Origin of the sequence: Gynuella sunshinyii YC6258 (assembly GCF_000940805.1) — a bacterium.
Lineage (GTDB): Bacteria > Pseudomonadota > Gammaproteobacteria > Pseudomonadales > Natronospirillaceae > Gynuella > Gynuella sunshinyii.
Genome location: NZ_CP007142.1, coordinates 4,659,037 through 4,685,823 on the forward strand (window position 1 = coordinate 4,659,037; position 26,787 = coordinate 4,685,823).

Below are 26,787 nucleotides of genomic sequence, written 5' to 3' on the forward strand. Positions count from 1 at the left end.
TCAGGCAGCTTCATTTTGTTGATTAACCAAGAAGTGACAGCACCTGCTGCGGCTGCTGGTTAGCCTGTGCCAGAACAGAGATACCGGCCTGTTGCAGAACCTGCGTACGACTGAGTTCTGCAGTTTCAGCGGCAAAGTCAGCATCTTTAATACGCGAGTTCGCAGATGTCAGGTTTTCAGAGGTGATCTCCAGGTTACTGACAGTTGATTCAAACCGGTTTTGCAAAGCACCCAGTTCGGCACGCTGACTGGATACAGTCTGCAATGCGTTATCGATCGCTTTGATAGCATCCTGAGCACCCTGGAAGGTTGAGATATCAATATCTTTCAGGAAGGTACCGTCTGTACCACCGCCGTAAGTACCAGACTGCAGACCCAATGAGGCCAGCTCATCTTTACCGTTGGTGCCAACAGAGACATCAATGGCAGAAGCAGATGTCAGTTTGACTGTACCGTAAGTGGTTTCGTAGGTTCTGGCTTCTGCGTTAGTACCGTTGGAAGTATCTCCCAAGCCAAATGTGCTTTCCCCGATACCGTCTTCTGCAGCATCCAGACCCATGATTGCACCAATTGATGCAGAGTTACCGGATTTGTCGTCGATCGCAACAGAGATATTCCGTCCATCCGCAGCTTCCAGAGTAATGGAAACCCCGTTATCGACGGCGCGAACACCTGTTTCACCAGACTTCTGGTTAATCGCATCGATGGTATCGGCTTTGGCCTTGTCTGCATCCAAAGTACCGGAGCTGTCGTTCTGCAGGGTAATCGTACCAACAGAGACACCGTTGATGTACAGACCGGCCTGATCGCCTTCTTTAAATACATCATTGGCAATCGAAGTGGCAGCAGCAGTACCGTCGCCACCGGTAACCTGAGTGGCATTCACTTCAGCGGTAACACCGGTTTCATCTGATACTGAGTTAATGGCTGCGGCAACAGAAATAGCACTCAGGCTTTTATCTGAAGAGTAGATCGAGGTAGAACCATCGCTCGCGTAAACAGCACTGGCTGTATCTTCACCACCGGAAGGAGCCGGAACACCCACACCGTTCAATACCAGGTCACCATCATCCAACCCGTTCACAGTCGCAGCTGCAGTCAAGGTTTCTGAAGCAACTGTATCACTGTTAAACAGTTTGGATACCTGAGTAGCATCACTCAGGGTCATACTGACCTGCTTATTGGAAGATGTTGAAATAGCCAGGTTACCAGTGACATACAGGTCCGCCGTTTCAACGTCTTCGGCCGCAACAGTGGTTCCGTCTGGTTTGACGTATGCACCTTGCAGGTTACCCGCATCAGCAGTGGTACCACCAATGGAAACAGCTTCACCGCTGTAGTTGTGTACAGTCAGTACAACACCATCGCCAGCAGAGTTCAGTTCAGCACTGACTTCCAGCCCGATTGAGCTGTAATCTGTTGAGTTGATCGCATCGGCCAGCTCTGCCAATCCGTTACCGGATGCAACATCACCGACAACCGCCGCAACAGTCGTAGCCGTTGTTTCTGTCTCCAGATCAAAGGTATCCCCTTGAGCCAGGTTACCAGCACTCATGCTCAGTTCGACAGTAAACTCTTCATAGGCAACCACATCGGTAACCCCATCAGCCGCCAGCTGAGTATTCATCTCAGCAGTGACCTCAGCCAGATTAAGCGCTGCAGCAGAAGTCACACCGCTGGAAACCTCTGAGCCATCAACTGCAAAAGAGAATGCTGTTACCGCACCAGCATCATTGGTGGCAGCCGCAGCAATACGATCAGCATCCAGAATCTGGGTAGCTGACGCAGTCACTTCAAGCGCGGTTTCGGAATAGCTCACGGACTGTTTGTTGGATACCAGAGCTGCCGTTGAGCTGGTATAGGTTCCAGCAACCAGACCAGCATTGGCCAGGTCACCACGGCCCGTATCATTACCACCTTCAACGACAATTTCGTCAGTACCGGCATTGGCGATTAAGGTGTAACCACCTTCATAAGTACCCGCTGATGCCTGGGCGGCATTGTTGGTGACAGATGCTGTGCTGGTAGTGAAGGAGTTTGCGGCTGCACCAGTATCCAATGAGTTGTATTGCCCACCAACGGCCAGACCAGTCGCAGCAGCAATTTCATTCAGAGTGTAGTTGGATGAACCGGCTGTTTTGACGAAAGAGCTGCCAGCAGTATTGGTCAGGTTGTCAAAACCCAGGGTAATGTTCCGTCCGTCCGCTGCGGTCAAAGTCACACCGCCGGAGTCAGATCCGGAGTCTGATGCAACAATACCAGTCTGGTCTGATACTGCATTGATGGCTTCAACCACTGAAGCACGGGATGAAGAGGCATCGTTAGTGGTCTGAATGTCGATTTCAACGCCGTTCAGGGAGATGGTACCGCTCATGGCCGTTGCGGTCATTGAGGTACCAGCTACTTCGTTTTCGTTAACGACTGCACTGACACCGGTTTGGTCAGAAACCGCATTGATGGCAGCTACTTTAGCGATCGCACTGGCGGCTTTATTGTAAGTGGATGAATTATCATCAGACGCGCTACTGGCGGAAACAGCCACGCCATTGATGGTCAGGTCACCATTGGAAATGGCACTGGAGCTACCAATTGCAGAAACACCGGCTGTGGATGATGAACCCAGTTTTCCGGCAGTTAATTCAGAGATATTAACTTCAATGGTATCACCGGCATTGGCACCGATCTGGAAAACTCCGGAGAACGTTCCATCCAACAGGTTACGACCGTTAAATGTGGTTTCTTCGGCAGTACGGGAGATCTCTTCAACCAGCTGCTCTACCTCGGCCTGCAGAGCGACCCGGTCATCTTCAGAGTTGGTGGCGTTGGAAGACTGAACCGCCAGTTCCCGAATACGCTGCAGGTTTTCAGTCATGGCACCCAGTGCACCTTCTGCAGTCTGGGCCAGAGAAACACCGTCACCGGCGTTGGAAATTGCAACACTAAGACCACTGATCTGGGAGTCAAACTTGGTGGAAATCGCCAGACCCGCCGCATCGTCTTTGGCGCTGTTAATACGCAGACCGGAAGACAACCGTTGCAGAGCCGTTTGGTTAGCACTTTGCGAAGTATTCAAGTTGCGCTGTGCTGTCAAAGAAGCAATGTTGGTATTAATAATTTGAGGCATGATTTACATCTCCTTCGTTGTTTAGCACAGCGGCGGTATTGCCGTTGTTGCCAACGATGTTGTTCATTCACAATGGTGTTAGCGGCGGGTGGAGATGATTCTTTTATATGAAATTGTTATTTTAAAATTAATTTATATTCTTTTATAACGAACCAGTTGCCTGAAATGAAGAATAAACCGCTAAAACATCTAAACTGATGGAATGACGATTGCTGCTGCAAGATGATCCGTCAAAATAGCGGCAATAACTTGCCTTGTTTTTTACAAGTGATTACAAATTTATGAATACAGAGACACTACCTAAGAAAATTCTGCGGGACTGGCAGAGCATTCGTCGAATGACAGATGAAATCGACCTGCTGTTTGCAGCAGATAACATTCCTGATCTGCTCAAGATCAGTCAAAAACGCCAACAGAAAATCGAAATGTTTTTTTCACACATCAATGCTCACGCTTCAGCATACACAACTCAGATTCGTGACCACATTGCTGACGATATTGACTACATCCGCCAGCAACACACCAAAATACGTCAGCTACTGGAACAAAAACAACAGATGCTGCTCAAGGAACAAAACCAGCTCAAAGTTCGCGCCAACGCACTCAAGGCCTATGGTGGCGAAGAATAATGATTGCTGAATCAGCTGTCCCAAGTGCAATTATTCGAATGATGGCTTGATATGGGTGGGTCGGTTTCTTAAGAGGGAGACAGGTGGGTTTGAGAACGCTGAAGTCGGAGACAAAAAAGCCTGACCGCCCCAATCAGGGCGATCAGACTTTCTGATTCAATCAAAACCTACTTTTCCAGTGCCGCACGGGCATCCAAAAATTCATAACCAAGGACATCTGCAACCGCTTTAAAGGTGACCTGACCTGCATGCACATTCAGACCATTAAGCAGGTGAGCATCATCAAGCAATGCCTGTTTTGCGCCTTTGTTGGCCAATGCCACTGCAAACGGCAGAGTTGCATTGGTCAATGCCATGGTCGAGGTACGGGCAACGCCGCCCGGCATATTAGCCACACAATAATGAACGACCCCGTCAACAACATACGTGGGTTCCTGGTGAGTGGTTGCTTTGGATGTTTCGAAACAACCACCCTGATCGATGGCCACATCCACCACAACAGCACCTTTCTTCATTTTGGTAATAATGTCTCTGGTCAACAGTTTGGGTGCAGCCGCTCCTGGAATCAGGACGGCTCCGATAACCAAATCCGCTTCCAAAGCGTATTGTTCTATGGCATCTGCAGTGGAATACACGCAGCGCAAACGGCCATCAAACTCGCTGTCCAGCTCACGCAAACGTGGCAAAGAACGGTCCAGAATGGTGACATCAGCGCCCATACCTACGGCCATCCGGGCTGCGTGCGTACCCACAACGCCACCACCGATAACCAGTACTTTGGCAGGCGCAACACCCGGTACCCCACCCAGCAACATGCCCAGTCCACCCTGGGCTTTTTCCAGGTGATGAGCACCGGCCTGAATGGACATACGCCCGGCCACTTCTGACATCGGTGCCAGCAGCGGCAAGCCACCACGAGCGTCCGTCACCGTCTCATACGCAATACAGGTCGCTCCGGATTCCACCAGCAGGCGGGTCTGATCCGGATCGGGTGCAAGGTGCAGATAAGTAAACAGTACCTGTCCGGGACGCAGCATTTTGCATTCCTGAGGTTGCGGTTCTTTGACTTTAATAATCATTTCTGCAGTTGCAAAAATCTCTTCAGCGGTATCGATGATACTCGCTCCGGCGGCGATATATTGCTCATTGTCAAAGCCAATCGCGGCACCACCGTCTTTTTCAACAATCACTTTGTGACCATTGGCCACCAGTTCGCGAACACCTGCGGGCGTTAAACCGATCCGATATTCGTGGTTTTTTATTTCTTTAGGAACCCCAATCAACATCATAATCACCTGTGTTATTCGTTATGTTTTCATGGACAAAAGTATAGGCAAGCTGCTTTTGAGGTTCCTTAGCAATATTGCGAATTGATAAGACTATTTAAGATGGATATTTTCCATGTATAGATGATTCAACTAATATTGATTTTATTTTAAGATGATTCCACTATTGCCCTATTCTTTACATCCGCTAAAACAAGGCCTCATTCCATGAAAAGACGCGCCAAAGAACTCAGTACCATTGACCGCAATATTCTGCGGGTATTGCAGAAAAACGGACGTACCTCTTATGCAGAACTCTCTCGTAAAGTCGGGTTAAGTCCGACACCGTGCATGGAACGGGTGAAGAAACTGGAAAAGGAAGGGGTTATTCTCGGCTACAGCGCACTGGTCAATCCGGAATTTCTGGATTCTGCGCTAGTGGTACTGGTGCAAATCCGACTGAACCGTTCGGCCCAGGATATTTTCGATCAATTCAGAGAAGCAGTCGCCAGGTTACCGGAAGTACAGGAGTGTTATCTGGTCTCGGGTAACTTCGACTATCTCATTAAGGCCCGCGTTGCTGACATGAGCGCTTACCGAAAATTTTATGGCGAAACCCTGTTGACTCTGCCGGGCGTTCAGGAGAGTACCAGCTACGTGGTCATGGAACAGGTCAAGGAGACTCTGGAAGTGCCGGTACGTTATAAGCGCTGATTCTTTTAATGTTGGCAACAGGCACGTAACATGTTGCATCTTTTTATTGTTGTCTCAGAGTTATCATGTCCAGTCATAAAATCAAAGTGGCAGTTGTTTTCGGTGGACGCTCAGCCGAGCACGAGGTTTCACTTCAGTCAGCCCAAAATGTCATCAACTCTCTCGATCCGGAAAAATTTGAACCGGTCCTGATCGGTATTGATCGCGAAGGCCGGTGGTTCCTTAATGAACAGTCTATCCAACTGCTGAATGCCGATAATCCCTCTGATATCGCTCTCAATCTGTCAGCCCCGCAGGTAGGGCTGATTCCCAATGGCCCGGAAAGACGGCTGGTTCGCATCGACAGCCAGGAGTCCCTCGGTCAGGTGGATGTTATCTTTCCTGTACTGCACGGCCCGTATGGAGAGGACGGTTCTATTCAGGGGTTGGCCAAAATGGCAAATCTGCCCTGTGTAGGCGCTGATGTCACAGCCAGTGCACTGGGTATGGATAAAGATATTATGAAGCGCTTGTTGCGCGATGCCGGTATTCTGAATGCTGAGTTTATTACCCTGTATCACTGGCAATCGGAGTGGCCACTGGAGCAGATAGAAACAGAATTTGGTTACCCCGTTTTCATCAAGCCCGCGAATATGGGCTCGTCCGTTGGTGTCAGCCGGGCTAAAAACCGGGAACAACTGAATCAGGCCATTCGTCACGCATTCAAATACGACCAGAAAGTGTTGGTGGAAAAAGCGGTCAAGGGTCGCGAACTGGAAATATCCCTGCTTGGAAACGATGAGATCATGGCTTCCTGCGTGGGTGAAATTATCGCCGCTGATCAGTTCTACAGCTATGAGAGCAAATATATTGATGCAGATGCCGCTGAACTGAAAATACCTGCCGAGATCAGCGCTCAGCAGACAGCCAGAATCCAGCAGACAGCAATTGAAGTCTATCGCCTGCTCGGTTGCTCCGGGCTTGCCCGGGTGGATATGTTTCTGACCCCGGAGGATGAAATTTTCATCAACGAAATCAATACGCTGCCGGGATTCACCAATATCAGCATGTACCCGAAACTGTGGGAACATTCAGGTATACCGCAGCAGCAGCTGGTCACCCGACTCATTGAACTGGCCCTGGAACGGTTCGATCAGAAACGGCATCTCAGCACCAACCGGTAACATCCTTAACTTACCAAAACATAACCAGGCGGCTATCATGAATCCTTTAGCAGGTGGTTGATTTGTAGTGCTTATCAACAACCTGCAAAGTGCTGGTGCACTCCAAAGGAGGCTCACATGACAAACACATCGATACTGAGTAAGCCCACCATTATTTTTCACTGGCTCATCGCGCTGGCTTTCATCTTGATGATTCCACTCGGGTTTTACATGCGGGCCACTTACAACCTTGAGCTTTACTACTACCATAAGTCCATTGGCGTCATTGTGTTTGGTCTGGCTTTGGCCCGTATTGTCTGGCGAATCCGGGAAGGCTGGCCAGCTGTCGATGACTCGCATCCTCGCTACGAGTTGATACTGGCCAGAATCACTCATTGGATCTTAATTCTGGCCACAATTGGTATGCCCCTTTCCGGAATGATGTATTCGGGTGCAGGTGGCTTTAGCCTGCATGTATTTGAGTGGGTCATCATTCCCCCCAACCCGTCACCCGATGACCCTGATAAAATGGTGCCTTATAACGACTTCATTTATCGTCTGGGCGTATTTGGCCATACTAAACTGGTTTACGTTGTCCTGGCGGCCCTGATACTGCATGTCATTGGCAGTTTAAAACATCACTGGCTCGATAAAGACGCAACGTTGAAACGCATGCTGGGTCTCAACCGATAGTTTGCTTGTTAAGCGGATCTGGCAATTACCGATTTGCGTTCTACCAGACTCGGAATAAATTCAAGGTCACCACCATGGTCCGGGTATTGTTCAGGGTCAACCATCGACAGTATCCTCAATGCCGCTCTTGCACCCATTGCACCAATTGGATAATGGATCGTGGTCAGACTGGGACGCAGATACTTGGCCATATCCACATCATCAAAGCCGATGACGGAAACATCCTCAGGAACTTTCAGGCCATGGTCATCGAGGGCATTGATAGCACCAACAGCCATCTGGTCGCTATAAGCAAACAATGCGGAAAATGACTGCCCGCTGTGTATCAGCCGCTTGGTGGCTTCATAGCCCCCCTGCTCATCCGGAAAGGCTCTCATCACCAATTCATTACGGGGTTGAATTGAGGCTTGTCGAAGTGCCTCAAAATAGCCCTGCTCACGTTCCAGTCCATCGGGTACCGAGGCCAGGTTACTGCAGACAAAGGCGATATCTCTATGGCCTTTTTTGATAAGAAACTCGGTTGCCAGGCGGCCACCGTTGATGTTGTTGACAAAGATACAACGATCTTCTAACCCTGGAATCAGGCGGTTGATGAATACTACCGGTGTTGGGCGGCTGGCAACTTCCCGCAATGCGTCATCACTGAGCGCTTTGGAATGCAGAATCAAACCGTCACAGCGCCGCTGAATCAAAAACTCTATGGCCTCCCGTTCCATATGCTCGGCATGATAGCCACTGGTGATGATGACATGCTTGCCCTCCTGAACGACCACTTTGTCGATTCCCTGCATCGCCTGGGCAAAAAAGATCCCACCCAATTCCCCAACCATCAAACCGATGCAGTCAGAACGGTTATTGACTAACGCCCTGGCCAAGGTGTTGGGTCGATAGGCCACCTCTTTCATCGCCTGGTTCACCGCATCCCGTTTCTCCTGTGCAACAGATTCGGGGTTATTAATCACACGTGAAACCGTAGAAATGGAAACACCGGCTATTCGGGCTACATCCTTAATCGTGGCCATAGGTTAAGCTCCTGATCATTGTAAATAGTGCTGGGAATAACTGCATAAAAACCCAGGAGACACAAATTGTAACAGACCGTATTAATAATTATTTGAAAACGTTTTCAAGAAAAACCATAATAACGCAAACTTCAACCGGAAATCACGTTATGACCACTTTCAATGCAGTCAATGATCCTCACAGAAGGCTCAATCCGCTGACCGGTAACTGGATACTGGTTTCACCCCATCGGGCCAAACGTCCCTGGCAGGGACAATCCGAACAATCAGAAGATTCAGTCACTCCCAGTTATGATCCGAACTGCTATCTGTGCGCAGGTAACAAACGCATCTCCGGTGACCACAATCCAGACTATCAAAACACCTATGTCTTTGGTAACGATTTTGCCGCTCTCAAGGCAGATACACCTGAATTTCAACAACAGGACCCACTTTTTACGCTGCAGGCAGAACAAGGCGAGGCCCGGGTGGTGTGCTACTCGCCGGATCACTCCAAAACACTGCCGGAAATGACCGCAGACGAGATCAAAGTCGTAGTCGATACCTGGATCGAACAGTATCAGGATCTGGGCAGCCGCTATGCCAACGTGCAGATCTTCGAGAACAAAGGCTCGGTTATGGGTTGTTCACAACCACACCCTCATGGCCAGATCTGGGCACAAAAGCACCTGCCAACGGAAATCAAGCTCGAAGACCTCCATCAGCGTGAGTATTTTGAACGCTATCAGCGGCCAATGCTGCTGGATTATGTCGAACAGGAGGTGCAAAAACAGGAGCGTGTGATTGTCGCAAATGACGACTGGGTGGCAGTGGTTCCTTATTGGGCCATGTGGCCGTTTGAATCTATGATTCTGCCACGCTTTCAGATAACACAAATGCCTCAGTTATCACTTCAGCAACGACAATCCCTGGCCGAAATAATTCGCTTGTTAACCATCCGTTACGACAATCTGTTCCAGTGTTCATTCCCCTATTCCATGGGCTGGCATGGTGCTCCATTCAATGGAGAAGACAATGCACACTGGCAATTACACGCACATTTTTATCCACCATTGCTGCGCTCTGCGACCGTTAAAAAATTTATGGTCGGCTATGAAATGCTGGGTGAGCCGCAACGCGACCTGACGCCGGAACAAGCCGCCCAAAAACTACAGACGCTATCTGACATTCATTATAAGAGACAACCCAAATGACTCTCGAAGATCAACTGAATCAAACATTCCTCAGCCTGTACCAACGCTCAGCAGATAAGATCTATCAGGCTCCGGGACGGGTTAATATTATTGGTGAACATACTGACTACAATGACGGTTTTGTCCTGCCGGCAGCGATTGATTACTGCAATATGATCGCGGCCTCAGCCCGGGATGACAGAGTTATTGAGTTAACGGCTGTGAATATGGGATTGAGTACCAGTCGTTTTCATCTCGACGAGGAAATCACTGCTGATCCTGACGCCAGCTGGAGCAATTATATTCGTGGTGTGGTCATAGAATTAAAACAGCGCGGATATCAACTCTGTGGGGCCAATCTGGTGATCACTGGTAACGTGCCTACCGGCGCCGGTTTAAGTTCTTCCGCGGCGTTGGAAATGGTGACGGTTTCATGTCTGTGTGATTTGAGTGGCGAAACCATTGATGGTGTCCAGGCAGCATTAGTCGGCCAGGCAGCAGAAAATAATTTTGTCGGCACTCAGTGCGGCATTATGGACCAATTGATTTCTGCGCTGGGAGTATCCGAACGGGCATTGTTAATTGATTGTCGCAGCCTCGAAACCAAAACATACAAACTGCCGGAAAACACTTCATTGGTAATCATCAATTCTGCCGTCAAACGCGGTCTGGTTGACTCAGAATACAATGTTCGCCGCCAGCAGTGTGAACAGGTAGCCCGACAACTGAATGTCAAAGCATTACGGGATGTGTCGCTGACACAACTGGAAAGCCATAAGGATCAGATTGACCCGGTGGCATATAAACGGGCATTGCACGTGGTGACTGAAAACGACCGCACTGTTCAGGCGGCTCAGGCCATGGAAGCAGGCGATATGAAACTACTCTCCACGCTGATGGCGCAATCCCATATTTCCATGCGCGATGACTTTGAAATTACCGTGCCGGCCATCGACACCCTGGTGGACATTATTGCTGAAGTTGTGGGACAGAATGGCGGAGTTAGAATGACCGGCGGTGGTTTTGGTGGCTGTGTGATAGCATTGGTGCCCGAAGCATTACAACAGCAGGTTATTGAAGCTGTCACTGAACAATATCCGGCGAAAACCGGCCTGACACCGGAAATTTTCATTTGCAAAGCCAGTCAGGGTGCTTTTGCTAACCAGGCATGAGGTAACCAATATGACCGCAATGGTTTCAAGACAAATTTATGGGCTGCTGCCAGATCAGTCCAGGGCTGAATTAGTCGTACTCAAGAACAGCCATGGCAATGAAATCTCAATCTGTAACTTTGGTCTGAACGTAACTGATCTGATGATTGCCGATCAGAACGGACAGCCAACCAATGTGGTATTGGGCTGTGGCGATTTGAAAGGGTTTTATGAACAAAATATCGGCCTGAACTCTATTGTAGGTCGCTTTGCCAACCGTATCGACCATGGCCGTATGCCCGTCGGCGACAAGGTTTATCAGCTTGACTGTAACCTTGGTCCTCATCATTTGCATGGTAACAATGATTTTTCCAAAAACCTGTGGACAATCAAAAAAGCGGAACTGACAGATGGCATTCCCACGCTGGTGGTTGAACGGGCTTCGGCTGATGGCGAACATCACTATCCTGGAAATGTGTTGTGCACCATTACGATCACGTTCGACGATGATAACCGGGTCCGTTTCGATATTCATGCAACGACTGATCAACCGACCCACCTGAATGTCACGCATCATGCCTATTTCAATCTGAGTGGACAGACAAATCAGAAAGTCACCGATCATTTATTTAAAATTCATGGCAGTCAGGTCACTGAATGTGATGAGCTGTTGATCCCGTCCGGGGAACTGGTTTCTGTGAAGGGAGGGGTGCTGGATTTCACCGATTACCGCTCAATCGAGGATGCACTGAACAGTGGCGAGGACTTCGTCAAACACTATGGCGGTATTGATCATAATTTTGTGATCAAAACCCAAAACGATGATGATCTGATGCTGCAAGCCGAGGCCATCAACCCCGAGACAGGGATTCGTCTGCAGGTCAGTTCCACCCAACCCGGTGTACAGTTTTTTACCGGCCAGGTACTGGACGGAACACAAAACCGTGAGGGTGGTGTTTATCAGAACTTCGCCGGCTTCTGTCTGGAACCTCAGCATTTTCCCGATACACCAAACCACAAGCACTTTCCGTCGACGCTGATTACACCGGAACATGCGTATCACGAAACCATAGAATGGCAGTTTGATATTTATCATCCGTGATCATTGTCTGCACATACTGAATAGCCCATATTGTGGGCTATTCTACTGCATTGCCAATCGGTAATTTTCCAGAAAGACAGCGATATCCTTCTCCGGCATCGGCCGGGCAATCACATACCCCTGTACCGTATCGCAGCCATACAATGTCAGCAGTTTCAGCGTCTGCTCATCCTCGATTCCTTCCGCCACGACCTCCATATCCAAAGCCTTAGCCATATCGATTATGGCGCCAACCACTGCCAGTGCATCCTGATGGGTTTTAATTTCTTTCATGAAACTGCGGTCAATCTTTAGTTTATCGAACGGAAACTGACGCAGATAAGACAGGGCAGAATACCCGGTACCAAAGTCATCCAGCGCAATACGGATTCCCATTGCCTTCAACAGCGTCAGTATATCCATATCAGAAGCAGAGTTAATCAACATGGATTCAGTTACTTCAAACTCCAGGCGATCGGCGGGAATGTCATAACGCTCCAGAATGTCCTGCAACCGATCAATCAGATCGTGCCCAACCAGTTGCAATGGCGAAAGGTTAACAGCAACACGCATTCCCGAAGGTAGCAAGCGACTGAACATACACGCCTGTTCAATGACCCATAAGCCTATTTCCCGTATCAGACCACTCTCTTCAGCGACCGGAATAAAGACACTCGGTGTCACTTTGCCAAACTCGGGATGCTCCCATCTCAGCAATGCCTCAAACCCTTCGATAAGACCGGTTTTCAAATGTTGCTGAGGTTGATATACCAAATATAACTCGTTGTTTTGAATTGCCGTACGCAGCGCATTTTCCAGCACCAGTTTTTTCTCAACCTGTTCGCTGATGGACGCAGAAAAACTACGCATACGTCCACGACCATCTGCCTTGGCCGCATAAAGTGCCATATCAGCATGTTTCAACAGGATTTCCGGTCTATCGCCATCCACTGGCGCCAGTGCCAATCCCAGACTGGCCCCAATATGAATAACATTGCCGTCAATGTTGCACGGTTCCTGCAGTTTTTCGAGGATACGTTCAGCAATCTGCTCGGCCTCGACACGTTTCCCGATCCCCTTTAAAACAATACCAAACTCATCTCCACCAATCCGCGCCACCAGGTCCTGTTCCCTGCTCTGCTTGGCCAGTCGTCGCCCCACAAAGGACAGCAGCTTGTCACCAACATTGTGCCCATAGGCATCATTCACAGATTTAAAACGATCAAGATCGATACACAGCACCGCTACCATCTGCGACGACTGCCCTGCCATGCATGGAAACATCTCCCGAAGCACATGCTGAAACTGATGGCGATTCCCAAGCCCGGTAATGGCATCACTGTGGGCGAGATGCCAGATGTGCTGCTGAGCGTTACGGGCCACCGTAATATCCGAGATTACTCCACGCCAGCCCACTGAGCCGATGGGGCGAGCCGTTAATGACCACCAGAATTCCTCCTCTCCACGCTGAACAGGAAATTCTATGTCTCGGAATGCTTTTTGGCCGGTAAAATGACGCTTCAGAATCGCCAGTGACTGCTGTGCGGCCGCCCGGGTTTCAGGCCTCAATGTTTTCTGAAAACCAGCAATCAGCTCGATCAGTGAATGATCAATAATTTCCGTCTCTGAGAGTCTGAAAAAGGCCGCAAGTTTATCGGAGGCACGCCTGAACTTCAGATGACTATCCATTTCCAGCAACACATCTGCCGTATGTTGTTCAAAATCATTCAGCAACAGACTAATGACCTGCTTTTGATTTTCCGCAAGTAGCTCCGCCACAATACGGGCACGATAAATTCTGGCCAAATGGATTACACCTGCATCCAATACCGCAATATAGATCAATAGCAATACAGCCAATGGCAAAGCAGTGGAGAGATTGGAAGACAGTAAAGCAATCATTCCGCCAAACCCCACAATGGAAGAATATGCCGTACCAGCAAACGCGATGTTCGAAAGAATCAGTGCTCCGCCACACATCATGCCGACTGTCACACTGGACAATAACAGCTGTTGCTCCGGAGTGGACGAACCAAACAAAAATGCCGCTGGCAATGCCCATAAAACAGCCAATAACGTCGCATGCGTATTGGCCCGACCAATCGCCCTGCGAGAAGCGTGCATCGGCATCTGTCGTCCACGGGTACGGAACCATGCTAACAGAGCCTTCAAGCAAACAAACAAAACAACCGCATTCCATGTTGCCAATGGCAAACGGTAGTCATCACTCCAGAAAACAAAAGAAAGTATTGCTGCGTTAAAAATATTAACGCAAGCGATCAAAGGGGTAATGCGAACCACGGACTGGATCTGCATCGCCCGAACCTGACTTTCAAACTCATCGGCAAGAGGCCAGACGTCGGCATGTTGGCCCTGACCCTGCGTTTTGTACATATTCGACCCAAAGCAATGGATATAGCGAATTTTTCATTCTTATGTCTGGAGAATAGACAGCCTATTCGGGGCTGTCCAACACCGCGACAGCATTAACATGGGGATAAAGGGGCTGAGAGCAGGAAGCGCAACGATAAAACAGCGCATGACGATTGCGGGATACGATTAACTCAATAAATATTTATGTCGATGACAATTAATTGAAGGAAGATTTCACCATTGATTGGCAATCAAGGCGAGCCCGACACATCAAACAAGTCAAAGCTGTCTGTTTGACACATCGAGCCAACAGATTCAAACAGAGCCAAGTCGCCTCTTGTGGGTTAACCTAAAAATTCCGCATCAAAAGACCAAATTCTTCAGCGGCGGCAGCCACATGCTCAGGAACGTCCAGGACAACTTCATAGTCGGAACCTGGTACTTCTTGTATATCGTGGCCATTTTTCTTCAGCCTCACATTTTCGAGTACGAAATTGTGATTACCTGCCGGAGTCATCAGTTCCAGCGAATCGCCGACACGGAATTTATTTTTTGCCCGCATCACCAACTGTTGGCCATTACGTTCAATCACTTCAGCCACAAACTGCTGTTGTGTGGCCACTGAACGACCCACGTCATAATTTTGATACTCATCGTGAACGTGTCGACGGTAAAAGCCTTCGGTATAGCCACGGTTGGCCAGGTTATCCAACTGCCCCATGAGCTGACGATCAAATTGACGACCAGAAACTGCATCATCTATTGCCTGACGATAAACTTGAGCAGTACGGGCAACATAATAATGGGATTTTGTCCGTCCTTCGATTTTCAGGGAGTGAACTCCCATTTGGGTCAGCCGCTCAACGTGTTGAACAGCACGGAGGTCCTTTGAGTTCATGATATAGGTACCATGCTCATCCTCAAAAGCCGGCATAAACTGACCGGGACGCCCTTCTTCTTCCAACAGAAAAATCTGATCTGTCACCGGTCCGTCACCCAAAGTAGGCTGATCAGATGCTATTTTTTGCGCTGGAGGGGTCCATACCTGTGGGTCCACGGGTATGGCGTCTCCACTGATGTCCTCTTTCGCCTCATGTGCCTTATAGGGCCAGCGACAGGCGTTGGTGCAGGTTCCCTGATTCGGGTCGCGCTTGTTGATATAGCCACTCAACAGACAGCGGCCGGAATAAGCGATACATAGAGCCCCATGTACGAAAACCTCCAGCTCCATCTCCGGACACTGCTGCCGGATCTCCTCTATTTCATCCAGCGACAACTCTCGCGACAAAATAACCCGCTGAATACCATTTCGGTGCCAGAACTTCACAGAGGCATAGTTCACTACATTCGCCTGCACCGACAGGTGGATGACCTGATCCGGCCATCGGTCCTTGATCATCATGATCATTCCAGGATCAGACATGATCAGCGCATCCGGCTGCATCTCGATCACTGGCTCAATATCCCGCATGTAGGTTTTGATCTTGGCATTGTGCGGGGCGATATTGGAAGCGACGTAAAACTGTTTCCCCAACTCATGAGCACGGGCAATTCCGGCCGCAAGATTGTCATGGGAAAAATCATTATTACGCACTCGCAGACTATAACGGGGCTGCCCGGCATACACAGCATCTGCACCATAGGCAAAGGCAAAGTTCATATTGCGGATAGTGCCCGCTGGAGAGAGAAGTTCTGGCTGATGAGAGACTGGCATAATTCGCGCCCGATTAAAAAAGGGCGCGAATTATATCAATCCTGGTCTCGATCTGAAGAGATTTTGACCAACAGAGACAAAATCAAACAAGCTTACTGACTAGAGTTCTGAACCTTTTCCAAAAATGTCAGCATGCTTTTTACGGCCGCATCATTGTTTTCCGGGTGCATGATGTCACCAATGATAACGTGGCTGTTAGCATCACCTGGCGCCAGAATCTCTACATGCTGCTTATAACCTCCCCAGGCGGCATATACCCGATCAGCGGCCTTGGGATCAACCACTTTGTCTTTATCATTATTGATCAACAACAGCGGCACCTTAATACTGGAATAGTCCTGCTTGGCGGCCCAGTTCAGCAGTACCTGTAATTGAGACAGTACCTTGACGCCATAACGCGTGGTCCAGTACTTGGCCTGAAGCTCATCCTTAGGTTCCCATGAGTATTCGCGCCCCAGCACCCAGGGTACCCAATGTTTTGACCAGGGCCAGGCCAGCATCGAAGAGGCTTTGTTATTCACTGCAAAATTGGGTGACACATATATGCTGGCGACGGTTTTCTCCTGCACTCCTGGCTGTGTCTGCATGAGCCAGACATTCAGCGGTGCTCCGGTGGAAACAGAAATAACCACCACCTTACGCCCAAGCTTGGAAACGATCTGCCAGGATTCCCAGGCTCCCTCGAGCCAGTCATTGGCCGTCGCATTGGTCATGACTTCGGTGCCACGGCCATGGCCGGGTAACCGAGTCAGGTATATATTGGCATTGAGTGCCTTGGCCACCAACTCAGGTACGGGTGCAATTTCCTGCCGCGAGGCGGAAAACCCATGCAGATACAATACAGCAATATCTGTTTGAGCCGGTTGCTCAGGATTGGCCCAGACAATCTGTTTTTCCGCTCCAGGCACAACATTCCCCAAATCCGATTCTTTCTTGCGCAACCATTCCGGTAAAGCAGACAATTGCTCTGGGATTTCAGGGCTGACCTTTCGTGCTGCCGTATCAATCTGGGGACGGGGTCCAATCAGGAACAGTAGGACCAGTACTCCCAAACACACCAATGCAATCACTATCTTTGAACTCCTCACTTAACTCTCCATTCCATCCACTCTCATGGAACTACAATAATCCCTTAAACCCAAGCCTTCAGGCATACAATCACAGCAGATGCCTACACGCCGTCACAATTAAATGATCATCCGACCTGTTTTTGAACCATTGTTAAGGTACTGTTTAATTAACACACATCAGGGTTCATAACGCACATTCAGCCCCGATATGCACCATTTTGCGGTTAACATTGTATCTATTATTGTAAGTTTTCTAATGTTCCGCATTGCTTTCAGGCGAAAAACAGTGTTTCGCCACTCTCCGGTACAAACATATTCAGTAACATTGCCAATTGAATGTCGAATACGGTCACTGATCAACAGCATAGCAATAATTCGACTCACTCAACACTGATCAATCTGGCCAATACTGATACCAGCTGTTCATGGCTATTAAAATAACGTTTACCATTTTGTAACCAGGCATTGAGCTTAAACTTGTCTTTATTATTCAATTGATCAACCCGTTGACGGAAATTGCCGGCAATCAAGGCCTGGTCATCTTCTTCGACTCTGTCCCTGCGGGAATGGTTGCGATGCAACAAGGTTTCAATCAAATACAAATACCTTGAAAGCAGCGCCCAGGCAAATGAAAGATTACGGACAGGCCCGATACTCCACTCCTCATAGCCCATTGGAATTTTGCCTGCCAGTTTTGCCTTAGCGATATCTCTACCCCATAACAATACCGTACCACCGGACAACACAGACCCAATTGCTGCTCCCATCAACAACGAACTTCCGCCCAACCCGATATCTACAAGTGCTCCGGCTGCGGCACCACTCCCAGCAGCAAACCATACCAATTGCTGTTTCGGCAACCCCCATAGCCGCCACTGCCGCTGGTCAAACAAATCGCTACTTTGCAATAACATTGGTTCCGACAAATCCTGAAAATGATAATGGTGAAGGGATTTCAGAATGCGTTTGCGAACAGCCTGCTCCAGTTCAGCTACTTTATGACGATAACGAGTTTGTACCAATTGACGACCTTTATCTGCCAGTTGCTCTTGTGGTGGCAACGGAATCTTCATCTTCAGCGTGAGGATTTCCTCCATTCCTACAATCAAGTGTTCCAGGGCATCACGTAATTTTTCTTCACGTTGCTGCTGCAAAGCGGCCACAGCCCTTTCAATAGCATCCTGCCAATTTTGTTTGAGGGTCGAAAAAACTCTTAACAGATCAATCTGCTCCGTAAATGAAGCCCGCACCGGGTTAAACACTCTGACCACGCTGAAGTATTGGTCCAAAGCCTGTTGCCAATCTGCGATAAAATCTGTTTCTGAAATAGGATTGATAATGGCCATACGGGGCCGTCCGGTCCAGCGCAGGATCTCCATTTCTGCTTCATAACTCGAACGATAGGGTTTGGAGCCGTCCACAACATAAATAATGGCAGACTCTTCTGAGGCCAGCGGTGTCAGCAGACGATATTCATCCGGAAAATGAGTCTCATTTTCGTCATGCTGCAGCCAGGCCAAAATTGTTTCCTGTCGTTGTGAAGCTGTTACTGGCTGCTGCTGTAACCATTCCAGCAACCGGGCAGCACGCTGAAAACCGGGCGTATCCACGAGTTCATAACAAAGCTGATCATTCACCGTCATTGGATATACGGTGCTTTCAAGCGTAGTACCCGATAGCGCAGAAATGCCGATCTGATCATTTTGGGCCAGCGTAGCCACCAGACTCGACTTACCCTTGTTGGGGTGACCAACAACAACAAAACAGGGGTGAATCATGAAACTGACTCCTCATCTGACCAAACTGACAACTTCTTAATTTGCACCAGTGAATCACTGAACATTTGCCAGCTTGCCACATCCGCTTCATCGAGTTGTTGATCCAGTGGCAACAATAACAGCTGTACCGAAGCAGTTGGAAAACGTTTTAGCAAATCAGCCAGCTCTGCAATTGGAGGCTCCCACCCGGGAACCATCAGTGTGAATTCGGTCTGTGTTGAAATATCCACTTGATCAGTCAGCTGCGTGGCGTTTTCACAACGTTCATACAAATGCAGATGATTCAAATCCTCGGTGCTAAGCCCCCACAGCAGGACAACAGCATCCGGATCATATCCGCCATGGGATACTCTGGTTTTAGGTTCAGAAACGGTTTGATAATAAGCATTACGGTTGCTACCGGTCTCCACAACCGTCGGTTTGAGATCATCAATTAATTGAAAGACTTCTGCATCCTGATGCAACAGGGCATTCACTCTGGTGATCATCATTATCTGCCCCACCAGCAGCAACAGTCCTCTGGGCAATAAATTGTAAGTCAGGATGAATGCCAGAATAAAAGTCCACCACTGCCCAAACAATGTCACATCATAATTGCCCTGTACTCCCTGAAGGCGAAAGAACTGAGTCCCGCTAACCAATTCCGGGCTAACTGTTGCCTGCGGCCACCAGGATGCCCATGGCGCAGACAAACCATCCAACACAGCGGTGATATGCTCTGGTGCGAAAGCAATCGTTGTGCTCCAACCAAACGCAAGATCCTGACTGACCAGTAACACTAAAAACGCTACCAGGGACCCAAACAGGAAACTGAGTGACAGCCATTGATTCAACCAGAAAAGCAACCAGCGATAAAAGAAAACAGGAAAAATCTGCAAAAATTTCTGACCACTGAGCCAGCGGGTGACAGCAAGCCCTTTACCATGCAGCAACACAGAAACAAGTGCCAAAGCCATCAGAAGCCATTGCAGAGGTCCATACACCAATAACAGATAAATCAGGTTAATAGGTGCGCTTCCAGAATAAGAGAGCAATCCTGTCATGGTCATTATTCCGAAAACAAACCCTGCCAGAATCATCCAACCTAAACTAACGGATCGTATTTTGGTATGACTGATGCGTTGCAACCAGACGGATAACAACTGCCAGGAGTCCTGATTTTTCCTGTCAGAACTGGCTATCGATATTATTTTCGAGTCACCATAAAGTTTTTGTGATAACGCTTGTTTTACTTTGGCAAATAGTTGTATTTTGGTGATCAGATGCACGTTTATATAAAATCCTTATTGACCGGGCTGCCAACGGAAGGACAGCTGTATAGATAACTGGAACATTACTTGCTGATTAACAATACTGTAGAGAGACATAATGCTTTTTCTACAACGCTATATCAATTGAAACACTTGATGACAGCAGCTAAGGACCACAATCGATGAGCATTAAAAAGCACTACGTAAAATCCACTGGCAAAACAAAATGCACCTTCAGACTCCCCAAACAAGCCGCTCCCAACGCATCAGAAGTTTACATTGTTGGCGACTTTAACGAATGGGATCCCAAAGCCACTCCTATGACAAAACTGAAAACCGGAGAGTTTAAAGTTGAACTCGAACTGGAATCAGGACAGGACTATCAGTTCCGCTACTGTATCGATGGTGAACAATGGGAAAATGACTGGGAAGCTGACAATTATGTTCCAGCAAAGTCACTACCAGTGGAAAACTCTGTCGTAGCGGTTTGATAATTTGTATTCGATATTGAAGAAAGCGATCACTCTGACTGGTATTTTATTCATACTGGTGTCTTGTGTATCGCCCGGTGCAAACCCGTCAAATTCCCCTGAAGATCAACGTCAGAGGCGAGATCAGGCGGTGGATGAACTGGACAGAAATATCGGTAACTGATGGCGTTTCCTGGCCACCACAGGGCCTAAATCCGTTTATTCCGGTTGGAGTAAGGGCTGGGTGTCTTCGAAGCGATGATCTTCCCGGGCCTGGGAAAATGACAGGCTGTATTCACAGCCTGCATCAATTGATGCGATCAAACAGTACTTTTCAGTAACGTTATATGAGTCAGATATCGCTACACGAACAGGTCCTTGGAAATTGGTTTCTGTGAAAACAAAATTATAAAGATCAATATTTTTCCCGGTTACTGTTAACCGGGTGAACATTTGTACCAGGCTAATAGTTGAACCACATTGGTTTCAGATACCTGCGATGATATAGCGAAGGCTTTTCAGAATTATTCAGAGTATTACTATTCATCCCTGCCTTTATCCAACATCCCGCGACCAAACATTTGATCTCACCAATTAGTGAGATCCATGATATAGAAGAATAAAAATATACAATTGATATGCCTCTCTGACATCAATGAGGCAGGCAGGATATTTCGGACTTTCCATGTCGTCAGAAAACCGATGAAATAGGTTTTTCAATAACAACAATAATAATATGACAGGAGAACATTATGTTTAACAAACCCATTGAGTCCTGGCTGGCCGAGTACGGCGAAAGCCACCAAAACAAGGTGAATAAATTTATTCACTGGATTTGTGTACCGGTTATTTTCTGGACCCTGCTGGCTCTGCTTTGGCAACTACAGCTGCCTCAATCCAGTTACCTGAATCTGGCCACAGTTCTTATCGTGTATGGACTGTTTTTTTACGCTCACCTATCGCTACGCCTGATGCTGGGCATGCTGATAATCAGTGCTCTGTCTATTGCTTTGATTCTTTGGCACGAAAGAGCTGTGACGCTACCTCTCTGGAAGACTGCGACAACCTTGTTCGTGGGTGCCTGGATAGGACAGTTTATCGGCCATATAGTGGAAGGCAAACGACCCAGTTTTTTCAAGGACCTTCAATTTCTGTTAATTGGTCCAGCCTGGTTGATGAGCTTTATATATCACCGTCTGGGTATCCGGCTAAAATAGGAGCCTCTGTAAAAATATCGGTGAGGGAGCCGCGACCAATCCACCGGGAGCATATTTGAACTGCTCCACCGGTCAGCGACAGAAGCACAAAATATGCCGAGCAAAAAGCGGGAGTTTACCAGACATAAATGACCGATTTGAACAGACCTTAACGCCGCATAGCGACACAGGCCATTATTTAAAGACTTTCTAAAAAAGCCACCTCACCAAGGAGGTGGCAAAGAGCAATAATCAGATAATCAATAACACGCTGCCGGCGGTCAATGATGCCAAAGAATAATTAAAAATTTTTAATGCCCGATGACTGGTTAGAAACTGTTTGATCTGAGTACCCAATAGTGCCCAACAGCTGCAACAGGGTAACGACACCAGAGCGAGACAAACCACCACGATGATCAGACTGGCCGTTAGAGCCTCACCTTCAACGGTAAACGCCGATATTGCAGTGACCGCCATCGTCCAGCCCTTGGGATTGACCAGCTGGAAAACAGCTCCTTGCCAGAAAGTCATAGGTTGCTCATTCCGGCTGCCTTCCACCACCCGACCTGACATAGCAATTTTCCACGCCAAATACAGCAGATAGACAGCTCCTATCACCTTCAGAGCGCTGTGCAATATGGGAAACCGGACAAACAATGCACCAAGACCCAAGGCAACAGCAATGCACAACAATGTATATCCAAACGTAACTCCGAGCAGATGCGGCACTGTACGGGCAAAGCCAAAATTAACCCCACTGGCCGTTAACATCAGATTATTAGGTCCGGGAGTAATGGTAACGGTAAACGCAAACAACATAACCGACAACAGATAAGACCATTCCATCAGTCCTGCTCCAAATAAATATTACCGGACAAATAAGTTACTGCAGATCCCGTCATCAAAACCCTTCCCTGGCGTAATTGACACAACAGATCACCAGAACGTTTTGAGATTTGTCTGGCAGTCAGCCGGGTTTTGTTTAACCGCTGGCTCCAATAAGGCGTTAGCAGGCAATGAGCCGATCCGGTAACCGGATCTTCATTGATGCCACTGGCAGGATTGACAAAAAATCTCGACACAAAATCGACACCTGACTGATCACCCGGCGCAGTCAGGATAACGCCAGACTGAATATCCAGACCCGAGAAACTGCCATGAAAATCAGCAACCTGCTGCTCATTTTCCAGTACTACCATTATTTTCTGGTTTTCCCAGACCTCAACGGGGTTAGCACGAATCAACTCCCGCAACGGCGACGCTAGCTCAAATGGCCGTAGCGTTTTTTCCGGGAAATCCAGTTGATACTGAGATCCGGTTTTAGTCACAAGCAGCTCACCGCTCATGGTCTGAAAACGCAGTTCCGTGTTCTGATAGTTCAACTCGTGCCACAACACGTGAGCCGTTGCGAGAGTTGCATGACCACATAACTCAATCTCATAACCCGGGGTAAACCAGCGTAAATGAAAGCCATCATTCGAAGGCACAAAAAAAGCGGTTTCTGAAAGATTGTTTTCCGCTGCAATCATCTGCATTTGCGTATCAGACAACCAGGAATACAAGGGTATCACTGCCGCAGGATTACCTTTAAAAACCTGATCGGTAAATGCATCCACCTGAAAAATCGGTAATTTCACCTGTCAGTCCTCCAGCTCGATATTGAAACGCTTATTTTGTTTGCCTTTACTCTTGATACTGGCAATTCTTATCTGACCGATTTCCGCAGTATTGGCAACATGGGTTCCCCCACATGGCTGATAATCAATTCCCTCACCCACCCGGATCATGCGTATGTCGCCAAGACCGCGTGGTGGCTGAACGCTCATGGTTCTGACCAGCTCAGGATTATCATCCAGCTGCTGTTCGGTGATGTAGGAAATCGATACCGGTAAAGCTGCCTGCACCAGTTCATTTAACTGTCGGGTCAGTTGCTCTTTGTCCCAATCAGATGTTTGAACATCAAATTCACAGCGACTCTGCAGCTCACTCACACCACCACCGGTCACGGGAGCAGGTATGATTGAACACATCAAATGCATGGCAGTATGCATACGCATCAAACGATGACGACGCGCCCAGTTCAGCTCCAGCGTTACACAAGTACCAGCTGCCAGCCCGGCTATAGAAGTGCCATTGAGATAATGAACGATATGCTGCCTGTCTGCGCTGTAACGGGTGTTGGTAATTTCAATGCGCCTTCCATCTTCCGTTAACAGCCACCCCTGATCACCCGGCTGTCCTCCCCCCTGAGGGTAAAAAATAGTTTCTGCGGTAATCAGCTGCCACTGACCTTCAGCTGGTTCCATCGCGACAATTGTAGTTTTGAGCTGCTTAAGATAAGCATCTTCGTAAAACATTTTGTGCGTCATAACTACTTACCACTCCTCATAATTGTATGCATACAATTAATAAATTGATCATGCCTAATCGATACAATATTATCGTAATCAGCTAATCAATACGGTCAATCTTTTTTTTGTCACCATGACATTCAATATATCGAACCTGGATGCCTTCGAAGGCCCAAAATACAAAGCTCTGGCGGATGCCATTGAACAGGCTATTCAGCACGGCGAACTGGTGCCGGGTGAAAAATTACCCACTCACCGTTATCTGGCTGACCAACTGAACGTGACTGTAGGTACTGTCACCAGAGGATATGCCGAGGCCGAGCGCCGACAACTGCTGACCAGCAAAGTGGGTAGTGGCACTTACGTACGCGACAGCAATCACTCGTCATTGTTCTACTACTCAGAAACTCTGGAAAGCGATCAGCTGAACCTGACCTATAGCGTGGCATTGTCAGGACGCCAGCCGGAGATACTTGAACAGGCAATGAAGCAGATACAATCCGATCACCGCCTAATGACCGAACTACTGGATTATCATTCGGTAAACGGCCTTCAGCGCCACAATCAGGCATTTACTCAATGGCTGGAATATTGTGGTGTTGAAAATATTCGCTCTGACAACATGATTATTACCAGCGGTGGACAGCATGGCTTTTTCTCCAGCCTCATGGCGCTGACTCAACCCGGCGATACGGTCATCTGTGAAGGACTGACCTACCCCGGCTTCATCAGTGCTGCCCATCATTTGCATTTAAAACTGATCGGGCTGGAGTTTGATGACCATGGCCTGACACCAGAAGCCTTGTCTCTGGCATGTCAACGATATCGGCCACGGGTTCTATACGTTGCCTCAAGAATGGCCAACCCCATCCCGGTTACGATGGGAATAGAACGACTCACTGCACTGGCACGTGTATGCCGCCAGCATGATATCTGGATCATTGATGATGATACTCAGGGCGGCGCGCTCGGTCCGACTGAGACCCCTTCATTTCATACCGTTCTGCCTGAACGTACCATTCTGATTTCGAGCCTTTCCAAAGTTTTTGGTGGGGGTTTGCGCATGGGCGCAATACATGCTCCGGATAAGCTGGTTTCTCAAATAGGTTCTGCCGTCCGCGCAACAAACTGGATGTCATCTCCAATTCTGGCGGAGCTCGCCAGCCAACTCATCATGGATGGGGCATTGGCTGCCATACGCCAGGAACAATACCTCAAACTGGAGCGTCGACATGTGCTGACACGGGAGTTCCTTGGTGGCTTCAATCTGACCCAGAACCATGGCTTTAACATCTGGCTGGAACTACCAGACCACTGGCGCGCGGCCACATTTATGGAAGCGCTCGATACGGAAGGAATCCGGGTTAAAACTGCCGAAGTATTTGCAGCAGGCCAGTATTCGGCGCCGCAAGCGGTACGGTTTTGCATCGGCGGCAAGATCAACTTTGACAACCTCAGGCTGGCACTGGAAAAAATGAACGCCATCCTGTCGCAAAAACCAGCACTTTTCTCTGACCTTACGATTTAGGAAATGCTTATGAGCACTCAAAAGAGCGGCGTTTTATTTGCCCTGTCAGCCTATGGCATATGGGGATTTCTGGTCATTTATTTTAAAGTGCTGAAACACGTTCCGGCACAGGAAATTCTAATCCACCGGATATTCTGGAGCATTATATTTACCGGCCTGTTGCTGGTGGCTTTTAAGAACCTGAATGGTCTGCGTACCATCCTGCACACCCCCCAAAAACTGATGACTCTGTTGCTGTCCAGCGCTCTGATCGCCACCAACTGGCTGATATTCATCTGGGCTATTCAGCATGACCGCATGCTGGATGCCAGTCTGGGTTATTACATCAATCCGCTGGTGAATATCCTGTTGGGTTTGGTGTTTTTGCAGGAAAAACTACGCCGTTTGCAATGGTTTGCGGTTGCACTCGCCTTCTCTGGCGTTGCCATACAGCTGATTGCGTTCGGTAAACTGCCCTGGATCTCGCTGGCACTGGCCATGAGCTTCGGGGTATATGGCCTGATCCGCAAACAGGTACAGATCGATGCCCAGACAGGACTGTTCGTGGAAACACTGATCCTGTTGTTACCGGCCATCATTTATGTATTCTGGAATGATCATAATGAGACATTCAATATGCTCAACAACTCATGGCAGCTGAACATATGGCTGATACTGGCCGGCCCGTTTACCAGCATTCCATTGATCTTGTTTGCCGCAGGCGCTAAACGCCTTAATTACAGCACCATGGGATTTTTCCAGTACATTGCCCCCAGCGTGATGTTTTTACTGGCAGTATTTGTATTTGGTGAAGTATTTACTCTGTCCAAGGGGGTAACATTTGGGTTTATCTGGACAGCGCTGTTTATATTCAGTTATGACGGCATCCACCAACACAGACAGCAACGCCGGAAACTGGCACCCGTTTAAGCCGATAATATGCCTGCCCTGGTTACAACAGAATCAGGGCAGCGATCATCCATCACCGCCGGTCTCACAAATATCGCTGTGGAACCAAGTGTCAGTATCCGATAGCTGGTGCATATAGTCCCGAGCACAAGCTTGCAGCTCTAAATGTCGCACCT

At 48.4% G+C, this 26,787-nt stretch carries 22 protein-coding genes; 11 read left to right on the forward strand and 11 right to left on the reverse strand.

Annotated features, from left to right (window positions below; genetic code table 11):
• Window positions 1-22 precede the first annotated feature (22 nt).
• Entirely contained in the window at window positions 23-3,124 is a 3,102-nt protein-coding gene (locus YC6258_RS27570; RefSeq protein ID WP_052830419.1) for a flagellin N-terminal helical domain-containing protein, read from the reverse strand.
• Window positions 3,125-3,405: 281 nt separating this feature from the next.
• Here YC6258_RS27570 and YC6258_RS19390 point away from each other — a divergent pair, with 281 nt between their 5' ends.
• Complete coding sequence (locus YC6258_RS19390; RefSeq protein ID WP_144407701.1) at window positions 3,406-3,753, forward strand: hypothetical protein; 348 nt, start codon at window positions 3,406-3,408, stop codon at window positions 3,751-3,753.
• A 167-nt stretch (window positions 3,754-3,920) separates the two neighbouring features.
• Here YC6258_RS19390 and ald read toward each other — a convergent pair whose 3' ends face one another.
• Window positions 3,921-5,039: an alanine dehydrogenase gene (gene ald, locus YC6258_RS19395; protein WP_044618385.1), complete on the reverse strand. Its 1,119-nt coding sequence runs from the start codon at window positions 5,037-5,039 to the stop codon at window positions 3,921-3,923.
• A 207-nt stretch (window positions 5,040-5,246) separates the two neighbouring features.
• Between ald and lrp the strand changes: the two genes are divergently transcribed.
• The 3 genes from lrp (at window position 5,247) to YC6258_RS19410 (ending at window position 7,567) form a co-directional block, all read left to right on the forward strand.
• Window positions 5,247-5,732, forward strand: a complete 486-nt coding sequence (lrp, locus tag YC6258_RS19400) for a leucine-responsive transcriptional regulator Lrp (protein ID WP_044618386.1) — start codon at window positions 5,247-5,249, stop codon at window positions 5,730-5,732.
• A 65-nt stretch (window positions 5,733-5,797) separates the two neighbouring features.
• Window positions 5,798-6,895, forward strand: coding sequence for a D-alanine--D-alanine ligase (gene ddlA, locus YC6258_RS19405; protein ID WP_044618387.1), 1,098 nt, complete (start codon window positions 5,798-5,800; stop codon window positions 6,893-6,895).
• Window positions 6,896-7,012: 117 nt separating this feature from the next.
• The gene (locus YC6258_RS19410) at window positions 7,013-7,567 is read left to right on the forward strand and encodes a cytochrome b (protein ID WP_044618388.1); all 555 of its coding nucleotides are present in this window, start codon (window positions 7,013-7,015) and stop codon (window positions 7,565-7,567) included.
• Window positions 7,568-7,575: 8 nt separating this feature from the next.
• On the opposite strand, the gene YC6258_RS19415 is transcribed toward YC6258_RS19410, so the two are convergent.
• Window positions 7,576-8,589: a LacI family DNA-binding transcriptional regulator gene (locus tag YC6258_RS19415; RefSeq protein ID WP_044618389.1), complete on the reverse strand. Its 1,014-nt coding sequence runs from the start codon at window positions 8,587-8,589 to the stop codon at window positions 7,576-7,578.
• A 149-nt stretch (window positions 8,590-8,738) separates the two neighbouring features.
• Between YC6258_RS19415 and YC6258_RS19420 the strand changes: the two genes are divergently transcribed.
• From YC6258_RS19420 to YC6258_RS19430, 3 genes are read left to right on the forward strand one after another with little or no spacing between them, the layout of a single operon-like run.
• The gene (locus YC6258_RS19420; RefSeq protein ID WP_044618390.1) at window positions 8,739-9,782 is read left to right on the forward strand and encodes a UDP-glucose--hexose-1-phosphate uridylyltransferase; all 1,044 of its coding nucleotides are present in this window, start codon (window positions 8,739-8,741) and stop codon (window positions 9,780-9,782) included.
• Window positions 9,779-10,933: a galactokinase gene (gene galK / locus YC6258_RS19425; protein ID WP_044618391.1), complete on the forward strand. Its 1,155-nt coding sequence runs from the start codon at window positions 9,779-9,781 to the stop codon at window positions 10,931-10,933. The genes YC6258_RS19420 and galK overlap by 4 nt, the downstream gene beginning before the upstream one ends.
• Window positions 10,934-10,943: 10 nt before the next feature.
• A complete protein-coding gene (locus YC6258_RS19430) occupies window positions 10,944-12,014 on the forward strand; it encodes an aldose epimerase family protein (protein WP_044618392.1) in 1,071 nt (356 codons plus the stop codon).
• A gap of 42 nt (window positions 12,015-12,056) precedes the next feature.
• Here the strand turns inward: YC6258_RS19430 and YC6258_RS19435 are convergent, their stop codons facing one another.
• From YC6258_RS19435 to YC6258_RS19455, 5 genes are all read right to left on the reverse strand, one after another.
• Window positions 12,057-14,387 (reverse strand): putative bifunctional diguanylate cyclase/phosphodiesterase, encoded by a 2,331-nt coding sequence (locus YC6258_RS19435; protein ID WP_052830420.1) that lies wholly within the window; start codon window positions 14,385-14,387, stop codon window positions 12,057-12,059.
• A gap of 328 nt (window positions 14,388-14,715) precedes the next feature.
• A complete protein-coding gene (gene trhP, locus YC6258_RS19440; RefSeq protein WP_044618393.1) occupies window positions 14,716-16,080 on the reverse strand; it encodes a prephenate-dependent tRNA uridine(34) hydroxylase TrhP in 1,365 nt (454 codons plus the stop codon).
• A 92-nt stretch (window positions 16,081-16,172) separates the two neighbouring features.
• Entirely contained in the window at window positions 16,173-17,168 is a 996-nt protein-coding gene (locus YC6258_RS19445; protein ID WP_144407702.1) for an alpha/beta hydrolase, read from the reverse strand.
• Between the two features lie 362 nt (window positions 17,169-17,530).
• The gene (locus YC6258_RS19450) at window positions 17,531-18,928 is read right to left on the reverse strand and encodes a GTPase/DUF3482 domain-containing protein (RefSeq protein ID WP_052830422.1); all 1,398 of its coding nucleotides are present in this window, start codon (window positions 18,926-18,928) and stop codon (window positions 17,531-17,533) included.
• Window positions 18,925-19,971, reverse strand: a complete 1,047-nt coding sequence (locus YC6258_RS19455) for a DUF2868 domain-containing protein (protein ID WP_169748998.1) — start codon at window positions 19,969-19,971, stop codon at window positions 18,925-18,927. Before YC6258_RS19455 ends, YC6258_RS19450 begins: the two co-directional genes overlap by 4 nt.
• A 389-nt stretch (window positions 19,972-20,360) precedes the next feature.
• Between YC6258_RS19455 and YC6258_RS19460 the strand changes: the two genes are divergently transcribed.
• Window positions 20,361-20,669 (forward strand): isoamylase early set domain-containing protein, encoded by a 309-nt coding sequence (locus YC6258_RS19460; protein ID WP_044618395.1) that lies wholly within the window; start codon window positions 20,361-20,363, stop codon window positions 20,667-20,669.
• 731 nt (window positions 20,670-21,400) lie between these two features.
• The gene (locus YC6258_RS19470) at window positions 21,401-21,865 is read left to right on the forward strand and encodes an Mpo1 family 2-hydroxy fatty acid dioxygenase (RefSeq protein WP_044618397.1); all 465 of its coding nucleotides are present in this window, start codon (window positions 21,401-21,403) and stop codon (window positions 21,863-21,865) included.
• A 231-nt stretch (window positions 21,866-22,096) separates the two neighbouring features.
• Here YC6258_RS19470 and YC6258_RS19475 read toward each other — a convergent pair whose 3' ends face one another.
• From YC6258_RS19475 to YC6258_RS19485, 3 genes are read right to left on the reverse strand one after another with little or no spacing between them, the layout of a single operon-like run.
• The gene (locus YC6258_RS19475) at window positions 22,097-22,690 is read right to left on the reverse strand and encodes a LysE family translocator (protein WP_044618398.1); all 594 of its coding nucleotides are present in this window, start codon (window positions 22,688-22,690) and stop codon (window positions 22,097-22,099) included.
• On the reverse strand, window positions 22,690-23,481 hold the full coding sequence (locus YC6258_RS19480; protein ID WP_044618399.1) for a PhzF family phenazine biosynthesis protein: 792 nt from the start codon (window positions 23,479-23,481) through the stop codon (window positions 22,690-22,692). Before YC6258_RS19480 ends, YC6258_RS19475 begins: the two co-directional genes overlap by 1 nt.
• A 3-nt stretch (window positions 23,482-23,484) precedes the next feature.
• Window positions 23,485-24,213 (reverse strand): alanyl-tRNA editing protein, encoded by a 729-nt coding sequence (locus YC6258_RS19485; protein WP_044618400.1) that lies wholly within the window; start codon window positions 24,211-24,213, stop codon window positions 23,485-23,487.
• 115 nt (window positions 24,214-24,328) lie between these two features.
• Here YC6258_RS19485 and YC6258_RS19490 point away from each other — a divergent pair, with 115 nt between their 5' ends.
• Complete coding sequence (locus YC6258_RS19490) at window positions 24,329-25,723, forward strand: aminotransferase-like domain-containing protein (RefSeq protein ID WP_052830423.1); 1,395 nt, start codon at window positions 24,329-24,331, stop codon at window positions 25,721-25,723.
• A gap of 9 nt (window positions 25,724-25,732) precedes the next feature.
• Window positions 25,733-26,632 (forward strand): EamA family transporter RarD, encoded by a 900-nt coding sequence (rarD, locus tag YC6258_RS19495; RefSeq protein ID WP_245626963.1) that lies wholly within the window; start codon window positions 25,733-25,735, stop codon window positions 26,630-26,632.
• The last annotated feature ends 155 nt before the right edge of the window (window positions 26,633-26,787 follow it).